This window comes from Dactylosporangium sp. CA-139066 (assembly GCF_050936175.1).
Lineage (GTDB): Bacteria > Actinomycetota > Actinomycetes > Mycobacteriales > Micromonosporaceae > Dactylosporangium.
Genome location: NZ_JBNJNH010000001.1, coordinates 6217969 through 6239844, shown reverse-complemented (window position 1 = coordinate 6239844; position 21876 = coordinate 6217969). Strand labels below are relative to the sequence as shown.

Sequence of the window (21876 nt, the reverse complement as noted above, 5' to 3'; positions counted from 1 at the left end):
AGCTCCGGCCCGGGGCGCCCTAGACTAGCAAAGCAAGTGCTTGATTGAAATAACTCGCGGCTGCCGCGGGCAGAACGGAGGGGCCGCGTGGTCGGCATTGATTCCTACGCCGTCTACATCCCGATCGGCCGCCTGGGCCGGGCGGCGATCGCCGCGACGCTGGGGGCCGGCCGGGGCCGCGGCGCCCGGCCGGTCGCCTCGTACGACGAGGACAGCACCACGCTCGCCGTCGCGGCCGCGCGTCACGCCCTCGGGCAGCGTCAGGTCTCGGGCTCGCTGTGGTTCGCCACCTCGCGACCGGTGTACCAGGAGAAGTCCAATGCCGTCACGGTCGCCGCGGCGGCGGGCCTGGACGAGCAGTGCGCGGCGTACGACGTCGGGGCCGCGTTGCGCGGCGGCGCGGGTGCCCTGCGCGCCGGGCTCGCCGAGGGCAGCGCGCTGGTGGTCGCCGCGGACCTGCGATACGCCCTGCCCGGCTCGGCCGACGAGGCCGATGGCGCCGACGCCGCGGCCGCGTTCGTCGTCGGTGGCGAACCGGTCGCCGAGCTGGTCGGCATGGCGTCGCTGACGCGCGAGTTCCTGGACCGGTGGCGCGAGCCCGGTGCGGTGCGGACCCGGACCTGGGAGGAGCGCTTCGGCGTCGAGGAGTATGTCCCGCTCGCGCAGCGCGCGGTCGACGACGTCCTCGGTCGCTGCGACGTCAAGCGCCAGGACCTCGCCCACGTCGTCGTCAGCACGCCGCACGCCCGCGCCCGCGCGACGGTGCTGCGCGCCTTCCCCGCCGAGGCGACCGGCCGCGGCGCGGTGGGCGAGCTGGGGTACGCCGGCGCCGCGGACCTCGGCCTCGGGCTGGTCGCGGCCTTCGAGCAGGCGCGCCCCGGCGACCTCGTGCTGGCCGTCAGCGTCACCGACGGCGCCGACGCCTTCCTGTTCCGCATGACCGAGCGGCACCGCCCGGGCGGCCGCGGCCTGGAGGCGCTCACCGGGTCGACCGCGGAGGTGTCCTACGCCGACTTCCTGACGTGGCGGGGCCTGCTGCCGCGGGAGCCCGCCCGGCGTCCCGACGTCAAGCCGCCCGTGCCGCCGGCGTCTCGGCGTACGACGGGGTGGAAGTTCGGCTTCGTTGCCGGCCGGTGCCGCGAGTGCGGGTACCGCAACCTCCCGCCGCGGCGGGTCTGCCTGCGGTGCAACGCCCGGGACGCGTTCGATCCCGAGCCGATGGTCGACGTCCCGGCGCGGGTGGCCACCTTCACCGACGACTGGCTCTCGGAGTCGGTGCAGCTGCCGGCCAAGGTCGTGGCCGTCGACTTCGAAGGCGGGGGCCGCTTCGAGTTCGAGATGGCCGATGCCGTCGGGCACCAGCCGAGCATCGGCGACCGGGTCGTGCCCACGTTCCGGGTCGCCAGCGTCGCGGCGAACGGCGTACGCAACTACATCTGGAAGGTGCGACCGCACCGGGAGGAGGACCGCTGATGGGCGCGCACCCGCTGAAGAACCCCGTCGCCATCGTCGGCATGGCCTGTACGACGTTCGGCGAGCACTGGGACCGCTCGGTGGACGACCTTCTGGTCGAGGCGACCCACGGCGCCGTCGACAGCGTGCCGGGCCTGCGGCTGGAGCAGGTCGACGCGTTCTGGCTCGGCTCCATGATCTCCGGGGTCTCCGGCCTGACCCTGACGCGACCGCTCGGCCTGGCGCACAAGCCGGTCACCCGGGTGGAGAACATGTGCGCCACCGGCTCGGAGGCCTTCCGCAACGCCTGCTACGCCGTCTCCTCCGGGGCGTACGACGTGGTGATGGCGGTGGGCGGGGAGAAGCTCAAGGACGCCGGCTACTCGGGCCTGGAGATGCCGAGCGTGCCCAACGACGGCACGCCGCCGGTGCTGAGCGCGCCCGCCATGTACTCGATGATCGTGCCCGCGTACGCCCGCCGGTACGGCGTGAGCCCGCAGCAGATCAAGGAGGCGATGACCCACATCGCCTGGAAGAACCACGCCAACGGCGCCTTGAACCCGCGAGCGCAGTTCCGCAAGGCCGTGTCCAAGGAGACGATCGCGGCGGCCTCCGCGCTGGCCGGCAACCTCAGCGTCTTCGACTGCTCCGGGGTCGCCGACGGCGGCGCGGCCGCGGTGATCGTGCGGGCCGAGGACGCCCTGCAGTACACCGACCGTCCGCTGTACGTGCACGCCCTGGCGCTGGACGCGGGCGCCGGCACCGGCCGCAACGACAGCGACTACGACTACTCCGACCTGGCGGAGTCGCGGGCCTCGGCCCGGGTGGCGTACGCGCAGGCGGGGATCACCGACCCGGCCAGCGAGATCTCCCTGGCCGAGGTGCACGACTGCTTCACGCCGACCGAGATGGTGCTGATGGAGGAGCTCGGCTTCTCCGCTCCCGGCGAGGCCTGGCGCGACGTGCTCGAGGGGCGCTACGACCGCGACGGGGCGCTGCCGGTCAACATCGACGGCGGGCTCAAGAGCTTCGGGCACCCCATCGGGGCCAGTGGCCTTCGGATGCTGTTCGAGATGTGGCTGCAGTTCCGCGGCGAGGCCGGTGAACGTCAGGTGCCCACTCCGGGCTTCGGTCTGGTGCAGAACCAGGGCGGCAGCCCCGGCGACCTGGTGTCCGCCGTCACGATCGTCTCGTCGCGCCCCCCGGCGACGTGAGCCTGGGGCCCGTCGTCACTCCAGCAAGCACTTGATATGAAATCATGTTGGACCATGCCAGAAAGTGGAAAGCATGTGAGCACGAGACGGCGATCGACCGGTTCGCCGACGGGGCTGGCGCGCAAGGAGGTCATTGTCCGCGCGGCGGCGAAGGTGTTTGCCGAGAAGGGATTCTCCAACGCCACCGTCCGCGACATCGCGGACGAGGCCGACATGCTCTCCGGCAGCCTCTACTACTACTTCGACTCGAAGGAAGCGATGGTCGAGGAGGTCCTTGCGGGCTACCTCGACGTCACGGTGAGGGGCTACCAGCGTGCCGCCGACGAGCTGGAGGACCCGGTCGAGGCGCTGCGCGAGCTGATCTCGCTGGCGCTGCACGGCCTCGTGCAGTACCGGGCGGAGGTCACGATCCTGCAGAACGACTGGCACAACATCCGTCCGATCGAGAGCATCGGCCGGCGCCAGCGCGACGTCGAGAAGATCTGGCTGTCGACCCTCGAGCGCGGGATCGCGGCCAATGTGTTCCGGTCCGACCTGGACGTCCGCATGGTCTATCGGACACTCATGGGCGCCATTCAGGCGGTGATCCGCTGGTTCGACCCGCGCGGCAAGGTCAGCGTGGACGACGTCATCGAGGTGCAGAGCTCGATCCTGCTCGACGGGATCCGCAACAGCCGCTGAGCACGGGCCTCCGGCCCGGTCGCGCTCTGTCTCCTCTACTAAGCAAGCACTTGCTCTATTCGAGGAGGCGGCGTGTCTGATCGGTTCGTGCTGGGTGCCGAGTTCGATCCGGTGATCGCCCGGTACCTGCGGCAGCGGGCGCCGGTGGAGAGCAACCGGACCCAGGGCGCGGATCTGCCCGGCCTGTGGCCCGGCCTCGTCGAGGAGATCGGCGTGGCCGGCCTGCTGGTGCCGGAGCACCTGGGCGGGCAGGGTGCGGGCCTGATGGAGCTCGGCAGCGCGCTGCGCGAAGCCGGTCGCCAGGGCTGGTCCGGCCCGTTGGCGGCCACGGCCGGCGTGGCCGTGCACCTCCTGGCCGCCGTCGACCCCGACGACGACGGCGGCCTGCGCTCCGCGATCGCGCAGGGACGCGTCGTCGTGCCCGCCCTCACGGAGGACGGGCGCGGGGAGAGCCTTGAGACCACGGTGCGGTACGAGGACGGGACGGTCCGCGGGCGCCGCACCTTCGTCGACAGCGGGACGCACGCGGCCGAGTTCCTCCTGCCGGCCCGCGCGGGTGACGAGACGGCGCTGGTCGTGGTGGAGCGCACGGCCGCAGGCGTGGCGGTGCGCCCCCAGGACGCCGTGGACCCGGGCCGGGGCCTGGCGATGCTTGAGCTGGCCGGGGCCCCGGCGCGGGTGCTCGCGCGCGGGCCGCAGGTCGGCTCCGCCGTCGCGGAGGCCTGGAGCCTCGGCGCGCTGCTGGTCGCCGCCGACGCGGTCGGTGCCGCGGAGCGGGCCTTCGAGCTGGCCCGCGCGTACGCCGGCACCCGCGAGCAGTTCGGCCGCCCGATCGGCAGCTTCCAGGTCGTCAAGCACAAGCTCGTCGAGATGTACGCCGAACTGGAGCTCTCGCGCAGCGCACTGCGGGAGGCGCTGCGGATGGCCGACGCCCGGCTGCCGGGCTGGCAGAGTGCCGCCGCCGCGGCGAAGTCCGTGGTGGGCGACGGCTCGACCCACGTCCTTCGCGAGGCGATCCAGGTCCACGGCGGCATCGGCTTCACCTGGGAGCACGAGCTGACCCACCACTTCCGCCGGGTCATGGCCTGCCGCGCCCTCTACGGGACGCCGGCCTCCCACCGGCGCAACGTCGCCGCCGCGAGGGGGCTGGCATGAGTGACATCCCGGCGCGCGTGGTGCTGCGCGAGGTGGGTCCGCGTGACGGGCTGCAGAACGAGCCGCCCGTCCCCACCAGCGAGAAGATCGCGCTGATCGACGCACTGGCGCAGACCGGTGTCGGCGAGATCGAGGCGGTCTCGTACGTCCACCCTCGCGCGATCCCGCAGATGGCCGACGCGGCCGACGTCTGGGCGGGGATCGCCCGGGATCCGTCCATCGCCTACTCGGCGCTCGTGCCGAACCTCGTCGGCGCCCGCCGGGCGCTCGAGGCGGGGTTCGCCGACATCGAGGTCGTCGTCTCCGCCTCACGCACCCACAACCTGCGCAACATCAACCGCACCCCGGAGGAGTCCCTGGACGCGATCGCCGAGGTGATCGCGGCGGCGCACGCGCAGGGCGTGCGGTGCCAGGTGATCGTGGCCACCGCGTTCGGCTGCCCGTACGAGGGAGAGGTACCCGAGGAGCAGGTGGTCGGCCTGGCCAGGCGCGCCGTGGCGCTCGGCGCCGACAGCATCTGCTTCGGTGACACCACGGGGATGGGCTCGCCGCCCCGGGTGGGCCGCCTGGTCGGCCGGTTTCGGGATGCCTGTCCGGACGCCGTGCTCGCCCTGCACTTCCACAACACGCGGGGCACGGGGATGGCCAACCTCGCGGCGGCGCTGGCGCTCGGCGTGGACCGGTTCGACGCCAGCGTCGGCGGGCTGGGCGGCTGCCCCTACGCGCCGGGAGCCAGCGGCAACATCGCAACGGAGGAGGCCGTCTACCTCCTGCAGGAGTTCGGCGTCGAGACCGGCGTCGACCTCGACCGCCTGCTCGAGGTCGCCGAGTTCGCCCAGCGGATCGTCGGCCACGAGCTGCCGTCCGGGCTGCTGAAGGCCGGTCCGCGCACCCGTCTCGCGGGCTGAGCCGCGCCGCCGGCCCGGCGCCCGCCGAGGAGCAGTTACCACGCGCGGCCCCGCCGCGCCCTCAAGGAGGTCAGTCATGCCTGTGGATCCCGCACGCGTCGGGACGACCATCGGACCCTGGACCGTCGGCTGGACCGAGCGCGACTCGCTGCTCTACGCCCTCGCCGTCGGGGCCGGCCAGCAGGACCCGCTGGCCGAGCTCGCGTTCACGACGGAGAACTCCGGGGGAGTGCCGCAACAGGTCGTCCCGAGCTTCGCCGTGGTGCTCGGGTTCGGGCCGGGCATTCCGGACGTCGGGGAGTACGACCCGACCCGGGCGGTCCACGCGGAGCAGGAGATGTTCCTGACCGGCCCGCTGCCGGCGGCGGGGCAGGCGCAGGCGACGGTCACGGTCACCGACATCTGGGACAAGGGCCGGGACGCGATCGTGTGGACCGAGACGACGCTGGTCGAGGCCGAAACCGGCCGGCTGCTGGCGCGGTGCCGCACCGGTGCGTTCCTCGGCGGTGCCGGCGGCTTCGGCGGTGCGCGCGGCAGCAGCCCGTCGTGGGAGCTGCCCGGCCGGGCGCCCGACGTGGAGGTGAGCGCGCCGACCCGGCCCGAGCAGGCGCTGCTGTACCGCCTGACCGGTGACCGCAACCCGCTGCACTCCGACCCGGCGTTCGCGGCGCGCGGCGGGTTTCCCCGTCCGATCCTGCACGGGCTCTGCACGTACGGCTACACCACCAGGATTCTGCTCAACGAGCTCGCCGGCGGCGATGCGGCCCGGCTGGCGTCCATCCGTGGCCGGTTCACCCGCCCGGTTCTGCCCGGCGACGACCTGGTGATTCGCGCCTGGCGAACGCAGGACGACTCGGAAGTGCTGTTCCAGACCACGAACGGCGCGGGTGAGCCGGTGCTCGACCGCGGCGTCGCCGTCCTGCGGCCCGGCTCCGGCGGCGGTGGCCGGTAGCCGGTAGGGGGTCGACGAGCCGCCTGAGCGGCCCTGCGGACTTCGGCGCGGGTGAACCGGTGCTCGACCGCGGCGTCGCCGTCCTGCGGCCCGGCACCGGCCGCGGTGGCCGGTAGCCGGTAGGAGGTCGGCGACCCGCCGCTGAACGGTTCGCGGGCTTCGGCGCGGCTCTGCGAGAACGACCCGCACCGCCGTTGACGAGCCAGGTGACCCGCGTCATACTCGCTTAATCAATCGCTTGCTTTACACCCCGAACTGATCCCCCATCGAGGGCCCGACGGCGAGCCGGACATGTTCGCCGCATGAAGACACAGCCGCACAGACGATCGCGGCGCGAGCGCGACATCTCGTATGACCTGCCGCCTCATCCACTGTGGGAAGAAGGGAAAGCTATGTTCACCAATCGTCGAGGAGGGGTGCGTCGTCGCATCCTCGTCGCCGGTGTCGCGATGCTGACCGCAGTCATGGCAGCCGCCTGCAGCAGTGATAAGAGCGCTGGCCAGGGTTCGAACTACCTGATCGGCTTCCCCGCGCTGACCTCGGGTCCGGCCGCCTTCGCCGGCGTGCCGATCGTCGACGGCGCGAAGCTCGCGGTCAAGGAGATCAACGACTCCAAGTTCCTGGGCGGGGACGCCAAGATCGAGCTCAAGTCCGGGGACATCAAGAGCGACCCGGCGCAGGCGATCGCGCAGTACAAGCAGTACGTCGCCGACGGTGCGAGCGCCGTGCTGTGCTGCGGGCTGTCGTCGGAGGCCGGCGCGCTCGCTCCGGTGATCAAGCAGTCCAAGGTGCCCGGCATCGTGACGTCGGCGATCCTGCCCGGGCTCGCCGAGCCGCCGTACGTCTTCCGGCCCGTGATCATCCCCTCGGAGGCCGGCGGGCTGTACGACCAGTTCATCGACGATGTCGTCCCGGCGGCCGGGATCAAGACCGCGGTGCTCGTGGTCACCGCGGACAACGACGGCATGGTCAAGGACGCCACCGTCTGGGAGGCGGCCCTCAAGCGCAACGGCGTCAACGTGGTGAAGCGGATCAACACCCAGTCCGCCGACACCAACTTCACGCAGGCGGCCACCGAGATCCAGTCGTTGAACCCGGACGCGGTGGTCAGCTCCCTGCTCGGCACGCCGTCGGCGCTGACGGCGCGGGCGCTGCGGGAGCGCGGTTACGAGAAGCCGATCCTGGCCACCTACGGCGTCGACAGCACGGAGCTGTACAAGACCTCGGCCGGCGGCCTGCGCAACACGATCTTCTTCGCGCCGTTCCACGCCGAGCTGACCGACAACCCGGTCGCGCAGCGGTTCGTCAAGCTCTACCAGCAGGAGTACGGGAAGCTCCCGGACATGTACGGCGCGCAGGGCTACACCGCGATGTGGCTCGTCGCCGAGGCCCTCAAGAAGGCCGGCAGCGGCGACCCGCAGGCGGTGTCGAAGGCGCTCGCCGGGATCACGCAGCTCGACACCGTGTACGGGCCGGTGACCTATGAGGGCGGCCAGGCGCGGATGAAGTCGAAGGCCACCTACCTGCAGTGGAGCAAGGACGGAACCATCGTCAGCTGGAAGCAGGGCTGACGGCAGGTCACGTGACGGTGGGTCCGGCCACCTCCGGCCGGGCCCGCCCCACGACGATGCGGCGGCGGCCGCCCACCCTGATCGCGGATGTCCACCCCGCGGTCGGTCGACGAAGGAGACGGGATGGACATCGGCATAGCCTGCGCTTTCGAGTCGCAACAGGCCGGCTCGTTGCCGGAGGCGATCCGTACCGCGGCGGTCGCCGCCGAGGATGAGGGCCTCGCCTCCTGGTGGGGCCTGGGCGACCGCGAGGTCGCGCAGACCTCCTCGCACGACGCGACCCTGGGCCTGTACTGCGTCGCTCGTGCTACCCGGCGGATCCGGCTCGGCCTGGCCGGGGAGATGCTCGCCGCGCGCGGCGCGGCCGTGCGCGCCAAGCAACTGGCGAGCCTCGACTGGTTCGCCGGCGGCCGGTTGGAGCTCGGCATCGACGTCGGCGCCCCGCCCGCCGGCCTCCTCGAGCCGGGTGCGGATGTCGCCGACCCGGTCGGGCGTTCGCTGGACCGCCTGGCCGCGATGGAGGCGCTGTGGACCAAGCGCCGGGCGGAGGTCAGCTCGCCGACCGTCAGCTTCTCCGGCGCCATCGCCAACCCGAAGCCGGTGGGCGAGCGCTGCCTGACGGTGCATCTGCGCAGCGCGGGTACACCGGTCATGCGCCGGGTCGTCGAGACCCGCGGCCGTGTCGACGGGTGGGCGGCGTGGAAGGTGGACCCGGCCGCGCTCGACGGAGCGTTGGCCGACCTGCGGGATGCGCTGGGGGCCGATCCGGGACCGGTGCGCCGCACCTGGTTCGTCGACGCCCGCTTGATGCCGATGAGCCGCGAGGTGGCGGCGGAGGCCGGGATCGACGAGCTGGTGGCCGTCTTCGACCGGATTCCCGAGTTCGCCGAGCTGCGAGCAGTGGCCGCATGAGCGACAGCGGCACCCGCGGCGGCGTCATGGGCGCGCGAGGGCGGGTCGAGATCGGGTTGGTCGACCTGTTCGACGGCAGCCCGGAGCGAGACCTCGCCTTCATGGCGGGGTTCGCCCGCGCCGCGGAGAAGACCGGGTTCGACAGCATCTGGATGCCCGAGCACATCCTCTTCTTCGAGCGGTACGACTCCGAATATCCGTATCCGGAGGCGCCGCTGGCGGCCAATCCGGACGTCAAGGAGCAGCACAACAAGGTCGTCGAGGGCAAGGCCCAGGTGGAGTCGGCCCCCGACCAGGGCCTGCTGGACCTCTTCCAGGCCGCGGTCGAGGTGTGCGCCGCCACGACGCGGCTGCGGTTCGGCAGCTCGGTGCTGCTGCTCCCGCTGCGCAACCCGCGCATCCTCGCCCGCGAGGTGCTCACCGTCGCCGCGCTGACCGGCGGCCGGTTCGACCTCGGCGTCGGGCTGGGCTGGTCGGCCGAGGAGTACGCGGCCTGCGAGTCCGACTTCAAGACGCGCGGGAAGCGTTGCGAAGATCTGGTGCACGCCCTGACCGAGGCGTGGGACAGCGGCCGCGAGGGCGGGCCCCCGCTGCCCGCCGGTATCCGGGCGCCCAGGGTGGTCATCGGTGGGCACTCGCCCGCGGCGATCCGCCGGGCGGGAACCGCGGCGGACGGCTGGTACCCCTGGAACCTGACGCCCGCGGAGCTGGCCGACGGCCTGCGCGCGCTGGAGGGGCATCTCGAAGCGTCCGGGCGCAGCCGTGACGACGTGCACGTGGTCGCGGGCTTCCGCGGCGTCGGCGAGCTGTCCGACCTGTCGGAGATCGTCCGGCGCTACGCCGAGCTCGGCGTCGACGGGATCAACATCTCGCTCCGGATGACGGTGGACAACTACGGCGAGGTCATGGCCGAGCTGGCCGAGGTGCTCGGACTGGACGGAGAAGATCCGCGATGAGTGTGCAGACGACGATCGACCACACCAGCTCGGCCGACGAGTTCCGGACGCAGGTGCGGCAGTGGCTCGCCGGGAACGTCCCCGCGGAGCCGCTGCTGCCGTGGACGACCCGCGAGGGCTTCGACCAGCACCGGCAGTGGGAGCGCACGCTGTTCGAGGGCGGTTACGCCGCCGTCGACTGGCCGGTCGAGTACGGCGGGCGCGGTGCCGGGTTGCGGCACACGATCGCGTTCGCGGAGGAGTACTACCGCGCGCGGGCCCCGGAGCGGGTCAACATGGGCGGCCTCTACCTGCTGGGACCGGTACTGATGCAGTACGGGACCGAGGAGCAGCGGCGCCGCTGGATCCCCGACCTGCTCTCGTGCCGGACCATCTGGTGCCAGGGCTTCTCCGAGCCGGGCTCCGGCTCGGACCTGGCCTCGCTGCGCACGCAGGCGGTCCGCGACGGCGAGCACTTCGTGGTCAACGGCCAGAAGATCTGGACCTCGATGGGCGGGTTCGCCGACTGGATCTTCGCGCTCGTGCGGACCGATCCGGAGGCGGCCAAACAGCGCAAGCACGCCGGCATCACCTTCCTGTGCATCGACCTGCGCTCGCCCGGCGTGACGGTCCGCCCGCTGGCCATGGTCGACGGGACGAAGGGCTTCGCCGAGGTGTTCTTCACCGACGTGCGGGTGCCGGTCGAGAACGTCGTGGGCGGAATCGACCAGGGCTGGAAGGTGGCCATGTCCACCCTCGGGTTCGAGCGCGGCGCCGTCTTCGGCGACCACGCCAAGTTCTCCAACGACGTCGCGGCCCTGGCCGGCCTGATCCGGCACCGGGGCCTGGCGCAGGACTCGCTCGCGCTCGACGAGCTCGGCCGGGTGCTGGTCGAGACCGAGGTCTACCGGGCCAACGTCTACCGGCTGGCCGCGCTCGCCGAGAGCGGTGGTGACCTCGACCGGACGGCCAGCATCAACAAGCTGTACTGGACGGAGATGCAGCACGACATCTTCGCGACCGGTCTGCGCCTGATGGGCGAGGACGGCGCGATCGTCGCGGACCCGTCGGCGGTCGCCGGCGTCGACCCGGTGACCGCCCACGCGTGGCGGCACTGGCATCACCGTTACTGGTACGCCCGCGCCGCCCTGATCTTCGGCGGCACCTCGGAGATTCAGCGCAACATCATCAGCGAGCGTGTGCTCGGACTGCCCATGGAGCCCCGACCGTCGTGACCGAGACATTGAACGAAGCATTGGACGAAGCATTGGACGAAGACCGCCGTCAGCTCGACGAGGTCACCACCGAGCTTCTGCAACGCCACTGCGGACTTGACCACCTGCGCGAGCGCCTCGATGCCGGGGCCGCACACAGTGCCGCACTCTGGGGCCGCCTGGCCGAGACCGGACTCGTCTCGGCGCTCGTCGCCGACGCATGGGGCGGGGCGGGACTGAGCCCCCGCCACCTGCCGGGTGTCCTGCGCGCGACCGGCTACCACGCGCTGCCCGAGCCCTATCTGGAGACCGCGGTGCTCGCGGCGACCGTGCTGACCGCCTTCGCCGGCGACCCGGAGGTGGAACGGCGGCTCGCCTCGCTGGCCGAGGGCTCGCTGCTGGTCGCCGTGCGGATCGGCGGCCTGGACCCGTACGTGGCCTTCGCGGCGGAGGCGGACCTGGTCCTCGACGTCGCGCCGGACGGCACCATCACGGTGTACCGGCCCGAGGAGGTCGAGGTCGAGCCCCTCGAGGCCGTCGACCCGCTTCGTCCCGTGGCACGGGTGAAACCGCGCGGCGGGGGTACGGTCCTCGGTGTCTCGCCCGAGCTGGCGGCGCGCGTGCGCACGCTGGCCGTTGCCGGAGCGGCCTGCCAGCTGGCGGGAGCGGCGCGACGGCTGCTGGACATGACGGTGGAGTACGTCGGCGTGCGCCAGCAGTTCGGCCGGCCGGTCGGCTCGTTCCAGGCGGTGAAGCACAAGATCGCCGACGTCGCCGTCGGCGTCGACATGGCCGAGGCCGCCGCGTTGAGCGCGTTGGACGCGATCGACGACCCCGATGCGGCGCATCGCGCGGCCGCGGCCAAGGCCTACGCCGGGCAGGCCGCCGACCGCGCCAACGTCGAGGCGCTCCAACTGCACGGGGGCATCGGATTCACCTGGGAGTACCACCTGCATTTCTGGCTCAAGCGGGTCATGAGCCTGTCGGCGGCGTACGGTACGACCGCAGCGCACCGCCGGGACCTCGCCACCGGCCTGCTGGCCCGGGTTCACGGCAGGGAGGGGACCGGACATGAGTGAGCAGCTGGGCTTCTGGCGGCTGGCCGCGGCCCGCCCCGAGGCATGCGCGGTCGTCGAGGCCGACGGCAGCAGGGTCACTCGCGGGGCCCTGCTCGGCCGGGCGAACGCGATCGCCCGGCTGCTGCGCGCGCAGGGACTGCAGCGCGGCGACCGGGTCGTCGGCGTGGTGGCGAACGAGGGCGCGGCGCTGGCCCTGGTGCTCGCCTGCCAGCAGATCGGTGCCTACTACGTCCCCATCAACACCGCCCTCACGACGGGCGAGGTCGCCTACATTCTCGGCGACGCGGCTCCGGTCGTGGCCGTCGCCTCGGTCAGGTGCGCCGAGATGCTCACCGCCGCGGCCGACGAGGCGGGACTGCCGGCCCAGCGCCGGTTCGCGCTGGGCGAGACCTCCGGACTGCGCGACCTCCTCGCCGAGAGTGCCGCCCGCCCGCACGGCCCGGTCGAGGACCGCAGTCCCGGGTCCTACCTCGGGTACACCTCCGGGACCACCGGCCGCCCCAAGGGCGTCCTGCGCAAGCTTCCGGAGGGCGACCCCGACGACGTCTTCGCCGCCGGCGCCCGGTGGCAGCTGGGGATGTTCGGGGTCGAGCCGCTCGGCGACGGCGTCCATCTGGTGACCTCGCCGCTGAGCCACACCGCGGTGAGCGGCCTGGCGGTCACCTCGCTGCACTTCGGCCACACGATCGTGCTGATGGAGCGCTTCGACGCCGAGACGGTGCTGCGGCTGGTCGAGGCCGAGCGCGTCACCACCACGCACATGGTGCCGACGCAGATGCACCGCCTGCTGCGGCTTCCCCGGGAGGTCCGCGAGCAGTACGACGTGAGCAGCATGCGCAACCTCATCCACGGCGCGGGTCCCTGCAGCGAGGAGGTCAAGCGGGGAGTCATCGACTGGTTCGGTGAGGTGGTGTGGGAGTACTACGGCGCCACGGAGGCCGCCGGCACCGCCATCTCCGCGCGTGAGTGGCTCGAACGGCCCGGCAGCGTCGGCCGCCCCCAGCCGGGGGCGGAGGTCAGGATCGTCGATGCGGCCGGCCAGGTCGTCCCGACCGGTGAGTCCGGGGCGGTCTACCTCCGGATGGGGGCGCACGCCTTCGAGTACCGCGGCGACGAGGAGAAGACCCGCGCCCGGCGGCTCGGCGACTTCATCACCGTCGGGGACCTCGGCTGGCTGGACGAGGACGGTTACCTGTACCTCCTCGGCCGGTCGGCGGAGGTGATCGTCTCGGGCGGGGTCAACGTCTACCCGGCCGAGGTCGAGGCCGCGATCCTGACCCATCCCGACGTCGAGGACGTCGGCGTGATCGGCGTGCCCGACCCGGAGTGGGGGGAGCGCGTCGCGGCGGTCGTCCAGGCCCGGGCCGACTCGGGACTGGCCGGCGACGAGCGCGGGCCGACGCAGGCCCTGCAGGACTACCTTGCCGGTCGCGTGGCCCGCTACAAGGTGCCGCGCGTGGTCACGGTCGTGGCCGCGCTGCCGCGCTCGGCGAACGGGAAGCTGCGCAAGCACCTGCTGCCCGCGCTCACCCAACGCTGATCACCGCCGGCCACCCTTTGAGAGGAACGTTGTGAGACCCGTCGCCAACCCGACCCCGGACACCCAGGCGTGGTTCGACCTCATCGACCAGGGCCGGTTGACCGTGCCGCGCTGCCTCGACTGCGGGGACGCCTTTCTCTACCCGCGGATGTGCTGTCCCGCGTGCGGATCACGGTCGGTCGAGCTCACCCCCGCGAGCGGCCGCGGCATCGTCGACTCGTTCGTCGTCAACCATCGGGGGCCGGCCGCCTTCGCCGAGGAGGTGCCGTACGTGCTGGCCCTGATCCGGCTCGAGGAGGGCCCGCGGATGATGGCGAACGTGCTCGTCGACGACCCGGCACACGTGCGGGTCGATCTGCCCGTGGCGGTGACGTTCGAGGAGCGCGGCGAGCGCAAGGTCGTGCAGTTCGTGCCGGCGGGGGAGCAGTGATGAGCCTGCGTGGCGCGATCGCGATCGTCGGGGCGGCCGAGAGCACCGACCTCGGCCGGATCCCGGACAAGTCGGCGCTGCAGCTGCACGTGGACGCCGCCCTCAACGCGCTGGCCGACGCGGGGCTCAAGCCGTCGGACGTGAACGGGGTGGCGTCGGCCGGGGAGCTGCCCAACGACGTCGCCGACTACCTCGGCATCGTCCCGGACTATCTCGACGCCACGAATGTCGGCGGCTGCTCGTACATGCTCCACGTGCGCCACGCGATGGCGGCGATCTCCACCGGGCTGTGCGACGTCGTGCTCGTGACCCACGGGGAGTCCGGCCGGTCCCGCGTCGGGATGCAGCCGTGGGCGCCGGCCGCCCAGTCGATGATGGGGCAGCTCGAGGTCCCCTACGGGCCCATGGGCGCGCCGTCGCTGTTCCCCATCGGCGTGCGCCGCTACATGGACGAGTACGGCATGACCGAGGAGCAGTTCGCGATGGTCCCGGTCGTCCAGCGGGAGTGGGCCGCGCGCAACCCGAGGGCGAAGCTGCGCGACCCCATCACCGTCGACGACGTGCTCGCCTCGCCGGTCATCGCCGACCCGGTCCATCTGCTGCACTGCTGCCTGGTCACGGACGGCGGCGGAGCCCTGGTGCTGACCTCGGCGGAGCGGGCGAGGGACCTGAGCCCACAGGCGCCGCCGGTCTACGTCCTGGGCGCCGGGGAGTCGAGCGAGTCCTCGGTCGTGTCGGGGCTGCAGAGCCTGACCTCGTCGCGCGCCATCGAGCGCGGCGGCCGGGCGGCCATGCGCCAGGCCGGGGTCGGCCACGCCGACGTCGACCATCTGATGATCTACGACGCCTTCGCGCACGTCCCGCTCTACGGCCTCGAGGACCTGGGATTCGTGGGCCGCGGCGAGGCCCCCGCGTTCGTCGCGGAGGGCAACACCGCTCCCGGTGGCCGGTTGCCGCTGAACACCAACGGCGGCGGGCTGGCGTACACGCACACCGGTATGTACGGGATGTTCGCCATCCAGGAGTCGGTCCGGCAGGTGCGCGGCACGGCGGCGGCGCAGGTCGGCGGCGTCGACGTCAGCGTCGTCACCGGGGTCGGCGGCATGTTCATGACGTCGGGGACCCTCGTCCTGGGAAGCGGGTCGACCCTCTGATCGAACACGGCTCACGATCTGGCGCCGCGGCGTCAGATCGTGAGCGCGCCCGCCAGCTCGCGCCACGCATCGAGCGGGATCGCGTGGTCCGACCAGCTTCCCTCCGGGTCGAGCAGCTGGATGCAGACGTGATCGGCGCCGGCGTCGAGATGCGCGCCGGCGCGCCGGACGACCTGGGCGGGATCTCCCCAGGCGACCAGGGCGTCGACGAGGCGGTCCGAGCCGCCGTCGTCCAGGTCGGCGGGCGTGAAGCCCTGGCGCAGCCAGCTGTTGCGATAGTTCGGCTGGGCGAGGTACGGCGCCAGGTAGCGGCGCGCCGCCTGCCGCGCCGGGCCGGGGTGGGGCAGCAGGAGCGCCATCTGCGTGGGCGCCAGGAACGCTTCGCCGAGGCAACTGCGCGCGGCGCGGGTGTGCGCCGGCGTGGTCAGGTACGGATGAGCTCCCGCCGCCCGTTTCGCCGCCAGATCGAGCATCCGGGGCCCGAGCGCGGCGAGCACCCGTTCCTGCGGATGCGATCCCGGGGCCCCGGTCCGGTCGAGCTCGTCGAGGAACTCCCGCATCCGGGTCAGCGGCCGGTCGTACCGGCCCGGGGTCCGGTGGTCGACCAGCTGCTGGTGGCTGACCCCGAGGCCCAGCAGGAACCGGGACCGGCCGGCCGCCGGCAGCGCGGTCAGCCGGGCGGCCAGCTGCGCCGGGGTCAGCTCCCAGATGCTGAGGATCCCGGTTGCCACGGTGACGGTGCCGGTCGCCTCCAGAAGTGCGGCGATCCGGCCGAAGGGGTCGCCGGTGCCCCCGGTCATCCACACCGCGGAGACGCCCATCTCCTCCAGCGCCGCGGCGGCGCCGCAGGCCTCGGCGCGAGGCCGGGCCCGCAGCCCGGTCGCCCAGGCTCCCCAGGGGCTTGCGGGCCGGCTCATCGCGGCGCCTCGCCCTCGGCGCCCAGCACGGAGCCGTGCGCGAGGCCGGCGATCCAGGACACGAACCGCCAGCCCTGCGGGGTACGCCGGAACCGGCCGGAGTAGGTGCCGACGACGATGTGCGCGCCGCCGTCGCGGCGGTAGTACGCGATGCCCTTGAACTCCCCGGACGCTTCGTCGCCGTGCACCGCGACATCGCTGTTGGTGAAGGTGTGGAAGATCCACGGCATGGAGGTCCGCAGGCGCCTGAACTGTTCGCGGATCTCCGCGTGCCCCTGGCACGGTGGGCGCCGCGGATTGATGCTGTAGACGCCGTCGGGGACCCAGAGCGCGACCAGCCCGTCGAGGTCCTCGTGGCTCGGGCCGTTCCATCCGCCGTCGCAGAGGCGGTGGTAGCGGGCCGCGAGGGCCTCGATCGCGCGAATGTCCTCGAGCCGGCGCACCTGCTCGGCGAGCTGCTCGTAGGTCGGGCCCGCGGTCATGCCGGCTTCTCGTCCTCGGGCAGGAAACGCACGAGCGCGGTGCGGACGGCCTTGCACACCAGGACGCCGTGCTGGTTCAGGCCGCGGTGCTCGAAGGTCACGATGCCCTGGCCGGGGCGGCTCGCCGAGGGACGCTTGGGCCCGATCTCGGTCTCGCAGCACAGCGTGTCGCCGATGAAGACCGGCGCGGGGAAGGTGATCTCCTGGAACCCCAGGTTGGCGATGGTGGTCTTCTGGGTCAGGTCCGGCACGCCGACGCTGCACACGATGCTCAGGGTGAGGAGGCTGTTGACCAGCCGCTGCCCGAACTCCGTCTCGGCGGACTTCGCCGCGTCGAGGTGCAGCGTCTGGGTGTTGAGGGTCATGCCGCAGAAGAGCACGTTGTCGGCCTCGGTGATCGTCCGGCCGGGCTCGTGCCGGTAGATGTCCCCGGGGATCATCTCCTCGTAGTAGCGGCCGCGGCGGGTATGGATGGTCACGGGGTCTCCTCGGGAATGTCCGTGGTCGCGGCGGCGAGCCGCGACCGGTGGTCCGGGTGGGCCACGGCGGCGAGAGCCGCGGCTCGCTCCGCGACGGTGCGCCCGCGGAGCCAGGCGACCCCGTACTCGGTCGCGACGGCGTCGGGCGTGTGGCGGGCCAGGGAGATCAGGGGCGAGCCCAGCCGGTTCACGATCCGGCTGCGCCGGCCGTCGGGGGTGGTGGACGGCAGCGCGATGATCGACAGGCCGCCGTCGGACCCGAAGCCGGCCTCCACGAAGTCCGCGCTGCCACCGATGCCGGAGACCTGGCGGTCCCCGACCATCTCGGCGCTCACCTGGCCGGCGAGGTCCACCTCGATCGCCGAGTTGACCACGACGAGGCGCGGGATCTGCGCAAGGACGCGCGGGGCGTGGGAGACGCGGCTGTCGCGCAGCACGATGGCCGGGTTGCCATCGGCGAAGGTCATGAGCGAGGCGGTGCCCATCAGCTCGGCGGCGAGTACCGCCGGGCGCGGGTCCGTGCTCCACGGCACGACGCCGGCCGAGAACAACGGCACCATCGCGTCGTTGGCCATCCCCACGAACCGCACCCCGCGCAGGTCGCTGTCGAGCAGGAACGCCGTGAGCGCCTCGGGGACCGCCCCGATCCCCAGCTGCAGGGTCGGCTCCGCCGGGAGCAGCTCGAGCACCTTCGCGGCGATGCGGTCGCTCACCTCGTCGCGGGCCGCGGCCGGGAAGACGCACATCGGGTGCTCGGCCTCCACCAGCCGGTCGATGCGGCTGACATGCACCATGGTCTCGCCGCAGGTGCGCGGGACGTCGTGGCTGACCTCGGCGAGCACCAGGGAGGCCCGCTCGACGGCGTGGTGGACGTAGCTCGAGGAAGGGCCGAGGCTGCACCAGCCGTTGCGGTCCGGCGGCGAGACGCGGACCAGGGCGACCGAGCTGTTCCAGTCGTCCAGGAGGCCCGGCACCGCCGACGCCCTGGCCGGCACGTAGTCCACGTGCCCGGGGCGCAGCGCGGCCCGGGCCGGTCCGTAGGGGTGCCAGGTGCGGTAGGGCAGGTGGCCCGCCGCCGAGGCGTCGAGGAAGGGGTAGGACCCGAGCTGGAGGCCCGAGCACAGCCGGGGGGAGTCGAGCCGGTCGGCGAGCCGGCCGAGGGCCGAGAGCAGGGTCTCGGGCGTGCCGCAGCCGGGCGCGGCCACGATCGTGCTCCCGGACGGGATGCTCCGGATCGCCTCGTCCGGCGACACCGTCGTCAGGAGCTTCATCGCGCCTCCAGAAGGGGCTCCAGCGGATGCGCGGCGAGATGAGGCCGCAGGGGCGAGGCAGCCGACACTAGTGTTCCGAAGGAAGTTAAGCAAGTGCTTGATTGAGTGTTGACAGGGGAACTGTGACGCGGCTTACGATGCCGTAAAGCGATCGCTTGATTCAGGCGCCGCGAACACCCCTTCCTTCAGAGGAGAGTGCCCAGTGCAACTCCTGGCACAACAGCTCGTCAACGGGATCGCACTGGGATCCGTGTACGCGCTGTTCGCGATCGGCTTCTCCTTGATCCTGGCGCGGATGGGCATCCTCAACGTGGCCCATGGGACCTTCGCCACCTGGGGTGCGTTGTCGTCGTACTGGCTGGTCGCCGAGCAGAACGTCAACTTCTGGGTCGCCGCCGTGGTGGGGATCCTCTTCGCGGGAGTGCTCGGGGTCCTCGCCGACACGCTGGCCTTCGCGCCGCTGCGCACCCGCAACGCCGGCATGTTCGGGCCGATCATTGCCAGCATCGGCATCTGGATCGTGCTGCTGACCGTCGCCGAGGGCTTCGCGGGGCCGACCACGAAGGCCTACCCGGCCCACGCGGTGCCGGCGACGCCGATCCACGTCGCGGGGCTGATCGTGCTGCCCGCGCACCTGCTGAGCATCGCGGCCCTGGCCATCACGGTCACCGTCGTCCACCTCCTGCTCAACCGCTCGCGCTTCGGCGCGGCGGTGCGGGCGGTCTCGGTGGACGCGCGCTCCGCCACGATCGTGGGCGTCAACGCCCGTCGCACGCTGGTCGCCGTGGCGTTCATGGCGGCCGCGATCGCGGGCCTGGCGGGCGTGCTGGCCGCCCTGTCCGACAACAACGTCTCCTACGGCGTCGGCGAGGCGTTGCTGCTCAAGGGCTTCGCGGCCGTCGTCGTCGGCGGTTACGGCGACATCCGCGGCGCCGCGGCGGTCGGTGTCGCGATCGGTGTGCTGGAGGTGCTCAGCTCGCAGTACATCTCCTCCGGCTTCCGCGACGCGATCACCTTCGGAGTGCTGTTGCTCGTGCTCGTCGTCCGGCCTCAGGGCATCTTCGGCGAGCGCCAACTCATCCGCGCCTGACCGCATCTAGCAAAGGGTCCTCCATGAGCACTACCGCTTGGATCACCACGCTCCAGTTCGCGTGCGTGAACGCGCTGTTCGCGCTCAGCATCTACGCCACCCTCTGGACCGGCGTGCTCAGCCTCGCGCCGATCTTCTTCGGGGCCGTGAGTGCGTTCACCTTCGGCTACCTCGCCGGGGCGATGGGGCTGTCCCCCGTCCTCAGCCTGCTGCTGGGTGTCGTCCTCGGTGCGGGCCTGGGAGCCGTCACCGCCGCGCTGGTCATCCGCCTGCACAGCCACTACCTCGCCATGGCCACCATCGCGATGGTCCTCATCGGGCGGGTCCTGATCGTCAACTTCCCGAAGTTCACCGGCGGAGCGGCCGGCACCCTCATACCGGGGGACCTGGGCACCTGGACGTCGCTGATCGGCTGCCTGGCCGTCGCGGGCTTCGTCCTGTCGCGCCTGGCCAAGTCCCGCTTCGGCCTCGCCGCGGACACGGTGCGTGAGGACGCGGCGGTCGCGCAGACCCTGGGCGTCTCGCCGCGGCGCATCCAGCTGGTCGGCTTCATCATCTCCGGCGCCTTCGGCGGGGCCGCGGGCGTGATGCAGGGCAGCTTCCTGCAGTACATCGGGCCCGACACCTTCTACACCCACCTGGGCTTCGTCACGCTCGCCGCGGTGGTCCTGGGCGGCGCGTTCCACTGGTCCGGGTCGATCGTCGGCGCCATCGCGTTCACGATCCTGCCCGAGTTCCTCAGGGACGCCCTGGGCGACTACGACCGCGTGGTGACCGGCGTGCTGCTCGTCGTGATCATCATCTACCTGCCCCGTGGCCTCGTCGACGTGCGCCGCCTGCGGCTGCTGCGCGCGCGGTCGCGCCGGGATACGCCGGCCGGCGCCGGCGGTTCCCGCGACACCGTCCAGCCGGAGGTGGCATCGTGAGCTCCCCGTCCCCCGCGGCCGTCGACATCGTCGGCCTGACGAAGGCGTTCGGCGGGTTGAAGGCGGTCTCCGACATCACGATCCAGGTGCCGCCCCGGCGCATCCACGGCATCCTCGGTCCCAACGGTGCCGGCAAGACCACGGTGCTGAACATGATCACCGGGTTCATCGGCCCCGACGCCGGCACCATCTCCGTGTTCGGCGTCGAGGTGACCCATCTGCCGCCGTATCAGATCGCCCGGCGCGGGGTGGCGCGGACCTACCAGAACATCCGGCTGTTCGCCGGGATGACGGTCCTGGAGACCGTCATCGCGGGCGCGTACCTGCGCCGCTCGTCGACCATTGCCGGTGCCCTCTTCCTCAGCCCCGGCGAGCGGCGGGAGCGCCGCGAGGTCCGGGCGCGGGCAGGCGAGCTGCTCGACCGGGTGGGGGTCCGCGCCGACCACGACGCCCTGGCCGAGACGTTGTCCTACGGCGACCAGCGGCGGGTCGAGATCGCCCGCGCCCTGGCCGCCGATCCACGCGTCCTGCTCCTCGACGAGCCGACCGCGGGCATGAACGACGCCGAGTCGCAACAGATCGGCGAGCTCCTGGTGGAGCTGCGCGACGGCGGGCTGACGCTCATCCTCATCGAGCACAACATGCGGCTCGTGGAGGAGTTCTGCGAGACCGTTTCGGTGATGAACTCCGGCGCGATGCTGTCGCAGGGTGCGCCCAGGTGGTGCCTGGAACAGGACGAGGTGAAGGAGGCCTACTTTGGCAAGCGCTCCGATGCTGCGCGTATCGCGACTCTGCGCCGCGCACGGCGCGGTCCAGGCGGTTCGTGAGGTCGACCTCCGCGTCGACCAGGGATCACTGGTCGCGCTGATCGGCTCCAACGGCGCAGGGAAGACCACGACGCTGCACAGCATCGCCGGTCTGCACCGCCCGTCCGGGGGCACGGTCACGGTCGGCGGCCGCGACATCACCGGGTGGACCTGTCACAAGGTGGTCCGGGCCGGCGTGGCGCTGGTCGCCGAGGGCCGGCGGATCGCTCCGCCGCTCACCGTGGAGGAGAACCTCGACCTCGCCGCGTACAGCGGGCGCAGCGACAAGGCGACACTCCGCGAGCGTCGCAACGAGGTGTTCGAGCTGTTCCCACGCCTGGCCGAGCGACGCCAGCAGCTCGCCGGGCTGATGAGCGGCGGGGAGCAGCAGATGCTCGCGTTCGGCCGGGCGCTGATGACCGGGCCGGACGTCCTGCTCCTCGACGAGCCGTCCATGGGGCTGGCGCCCTCGATCGTCGACGTGCTGTTCGAGACCATCGCGCGCCTGCACACGTCGGGCGCGACCATCCTGCTCGTCGAGCAGAACGCCGAGCTCGCGCTTGCGGTGAGCGACCACGTGTACGTGATGCAGCGAGGTCAGATCGTCGCCTCGGGCGCGCCCGACGAGGTGCGCGACCGCACCGAGGTCATGTCAGCCCTGTTCGGCTGACGCCGCATGAATCGGCCGGTGACGCCGGCCCCGACTGA

The 21876-nt window shown here is 72.2% G+C and carries 22 protein-coding genes; 18 read left to right on the top strand and 4 right to left on the bottom strand.

Annotation, left to right across the window (positions count from 1 at the left end; genetic code table 11):
• The first annotated feature begins 87 nt into the window (after positions 1–87).
• From ACQEVU_RS28600 to ACQEVU_RS28535, 14 genes are all read left to right on the top strand, one after another.
• Positions 88–1473, top strand: coding sequence for a hypothetical protein (locus ACQEVU_RS28600; RefSeq protein ID WP_433328827.1), 1386 nt, complete (start codon positions 88–90; stop codon positions 1471–1473).
• Positions 1473–2666 (top strand): acetyl-CoA acetyltransferase, encoded by a 1194-nt coding sequence (locus ACQEVU_RS28595; protein ID WP_433328825.1) that lies wholly within the window; start codon positions 1473–1475, stop codon positions 2664–2666. The genes ACQEVU_RS28600 and ACQEVU_RS28595 overlap by 1 nt, the downstream gene beginning before the upstream one ends.
• 75 nt (positions 2667–2741) lie before the next feature.
• Positions 2742–3347, top strand: a complete 606-nt coding sequence (locus ACQEVU_RS28590; protein WP_433328823.1) for a TetR/AcrR family transcriptional regulator — start codon at positions 2742–2744, stop codon at positions 3345–3347.
• A gap of 72 nt (positions 3348–3419) precedes the next feature.
• The gene (locus ACQEVU_RS28585) at positions 3420–4502 is read left to right on the top strand and encodes an acyl-CoA dehydrogenase family protein (protein WP_433328821.1); all 1083 of its coding nucleotides are present in this window, start codon (positions 3420–3422) and stop codon (positions 4500–4502) included.
• Positions 4499–5410, top strand: coding sequence for a hydroxymethylglutaryl-CoA lyase (locus tag ACQEVU_RS28580; RefSeq protein ID WP_433328819.1), 912 nt, complete (start codon positions 4499–4501; stop codon positions 5408–5410). The genes ACQEVU_RS28585 and ACQEVU_RS28580 overlap by 4 nt, the downstream gene beginning before the upstream one ends.
• 76 nt (positions 5411–5486) lie before the next feature.
• Entirely contained in the window at positions 5487–6362 is an 876-nt protein-coding gene (locus ACQEVU_RS28575; protein ID WP_433328817.1) for a MaoC/PaaZ C-terminal domain-containing protein, read from the top strand.
• 416 nt (positions 6363–6778) lie between these two features.
• The gene (locus ACQEVU_RS28570) at positions 6779–7933 is read left to right on the top strand and encodes an ABC transporter substrate-binding protein (RefSeq protein WP_433328815.1); all 1155 of its coding nucleotides are present in this window, start codon (positions 6779–6781) and stop codon (positions 7931–7933) included.
• Between the two features lie 123 nt (positions 7934–8056).
• Positions 8057–8845 (top strand): LLM class flavin-dependent oxidoreductase, encoded by a 789-nt coding sequence (locus ACQEVU_RS28565; RefSeq protein ID WP_433328813.1) that lies wholly within the window; start codon positions 8057–8059, stop codon positions 8843–8845.
• Positions 8842–9801 (top strand): LLM class flavin-dependent oxidoreductase, encoded by a 960-nt coding sequence (locus tag ACQEVU_RS28560; protein WP_433328811.1) that lies wholly within the window; start codon positions 8842–8844, stop codon positions 9799–9801. The genes ACQEVU_RS28565 and ACQEVU_RS28560 overlap by 4 nt, the downstream gene beginning before the upstream one ends.
• Positions 9798–11015 (top strand): acyl-CoA dehydrogenase family protein, encoded by a 1218-nt coding sequence (locus ACQEVU_RS28555; protein WP_433328809.1) that lies wholly within the window; start codon positions 9798–9800, stop codon positions 11013–11015. The genes ACQEVU_RS28560 and ACQEVU_RS28555 overlap by 4 nt, the downstream gene beginning before the upstream one ends.
• Positions 11012–12073 (top strand): acyl-CoA dehydrogenase family protein, encoded by a 1062-nt coding sequence (locus ACQEVU_RS28550; protein ID WP_433328807.1) that lies wholly within the window; start codon positions 11012–11014, stop codon positions 12071–12073. The genes ACQEVU_RS28555 and ACQEVU_RS28550 overlap by 4 nt, the downstream gene beginning before the upstream one ends.
• Entirely contained in the window at positions 12066–13613 is a 1548-nt protein-coding gene (locus ACQEVU_RS28545; RefSeq protein WP_433328805.1) for an AMP-binding protein, read from the top strand. The genes ACQEVU_RS28550 and ACQEVU_RS28545 overlap by 8 nt, the downstream gene beginning before the upstream one ends.
• Positions 13614–13644: 31 nt before the next feature.
• On the top strand, positions 13645–14043 hold the full coding sequence (locus ACQEVU_RS28540; RefSeq protein ID WP_433328803.1) for a Zn-ribbon domain-containing OB-fold protein: 399 nt from the start codon (positions 13645–13647) through the stop codon (positions 14041–14043).
• Positions 14043–15197 (top strand): thiolase C-terminal domain-containing protein, encoded by a 1155-nt coding sequence (locus ACQEVU_RS28535; protein WP_433328801.1) that lies wholly within the window; start codon positions 14043–14045, stop codon positions 15195–15197. The genes ACQEVU_RS28540 and ACQEVU_RS28535 overlap by 1 nt, the downstream gene beginning before the upstream one ends.
• A 32-nt stretch (positions 15198–15229) precedes the next feature.
• On the opposite strand, the gene ACQEVU_RS28530 is transcribed toward ACQEVU_RS28535, so the two are convergent.
• The 4 genes from ACQEVU_RS28530 to ACQEVU_RS28515 are packed head-to-tail and all read right to left on the bottom strand — an operon-like array spanning position 15230 to position 18346.
• Positions 15230–16114, bottom strand: a complete 885-nt coding sequence (locus tag ACQEVU_RS28530) for a TIGR03620 family F420-dependent LLM class oxidoreductase (RefSeq protein WP_433328799.1) — start codon at positions 16112–16114, stop codon at positions 15230–15232.
• The gene (locus ACQEVU_RS28525) at positions 16111–16596 is read right to left on the bottom strand and encodes a nuclear transport factor 2 family protein (protein WP_433328797.1); all 486 of its coding nucleotides are present in this window, start codon (positions 16594–16596) and stop codon (positions 16111–16113) included. Before ACQEVU_RS28525 ends, ACQEVU_RS28530 begins: the two co-directional genes overlap by 4 nt.
• The gene (locus tag ACQEVU_RS28520) at positions 16593–17075 is read right to left on the bottom strand and encodes a MaoC family dehydratase (RefSeq protein ID WP_433328795.1); all 483 of its coding nucleotides are present in this window, start codon (positions 17073–17075) and stop codon (positions 16593–16595) included. The genes ACQEVU_RS28525 and ACQEVU_RS28520 overlap by 4 nt, the downstream gene beginning before the upstream one ends.
• The gene (locus ACQEVU_RS28515) at positions 17072–18346 is read right to left on the bottom strand and encodes an acetyl-CoA hydrolase/transferase family protein (protein WP_433328793.1); all 1275 of its coding nucleotides are present in this window, start codon (positions 18344–18346) and stop codon (positions 17072–17074) included. Before ACQEVU_RS28515 ends, ACQEVU_RS28520 begins: the two co-directional genes overlap by 4 nt.
• 202 nt (positions 18347–18548) lie before the next feature.
• On the opposite strand from ACQEVU_RS28515, the gene ACQEVU_RS28510 reads away from it, so the two are divergent.
• Genes ACQEVU_RS28510 through ACQEVU_RS28495 form a run of 4 tightly spaced genes read left to right on the top strand, consistent with a single transcriptional unit; the run spans position 18549 to position 21838 of the window.
• Positions 18549–19436, top strand: a complete 888-nt coding sequence (locus tag ACQEVU_RS28510; protein WP_433328791.1) for a branched-chain amino acid ABC transporter permease — start codon at positions 18549–18551, stop codon at positions 19434–19436.
• Between the two features lie 23 nt (positions 19437–19459).
• Positions 19460–20362 carry a branched-chain amino acid ABC transporter permease gene (locus tag ACQEVU_RS28505; RefSeq protein WP_433328789.1) on the top strand — a complete coding sequence of 301 codons (903 nt, stop codon included), beginning with the start codon at positions 19460–19462 and terminating at the stop codon, positions 20360–20362.
• Positions 20359–21189: an ABC transporter ATP-binding protein gene (locus ACQEVU_RS28500; RefSeq protein WP_433328787.1), complete on the top strand. Its 831-nt coding sequence runs from the start codon at positions 20359–20361 to the stop codon at positions 21187–21189. The genes ACQEVU_RS28505 and ACQEVU_RS28500 overlap by 4 nt, the downstream gene beginning before the upstream one ends.
• Positions 21134–21838, top strand: coding sequence for an ABC transporter ATP-binding protein (locus tag ACQEVU_RS28495; RefSeq protein ID WP_433328785.1), 705 nt, complete (start codon positions 21134–21136; stop codon positions 21836–21838). The genes ACQEVU_RS28500 and ACQEVU_RS28495 overlap by 56 nt, the downstream gene beginning before the upstream one ends.
• The last annotated feature ends 38 nt before the right edge of the window (positions 21839–21876 follow it).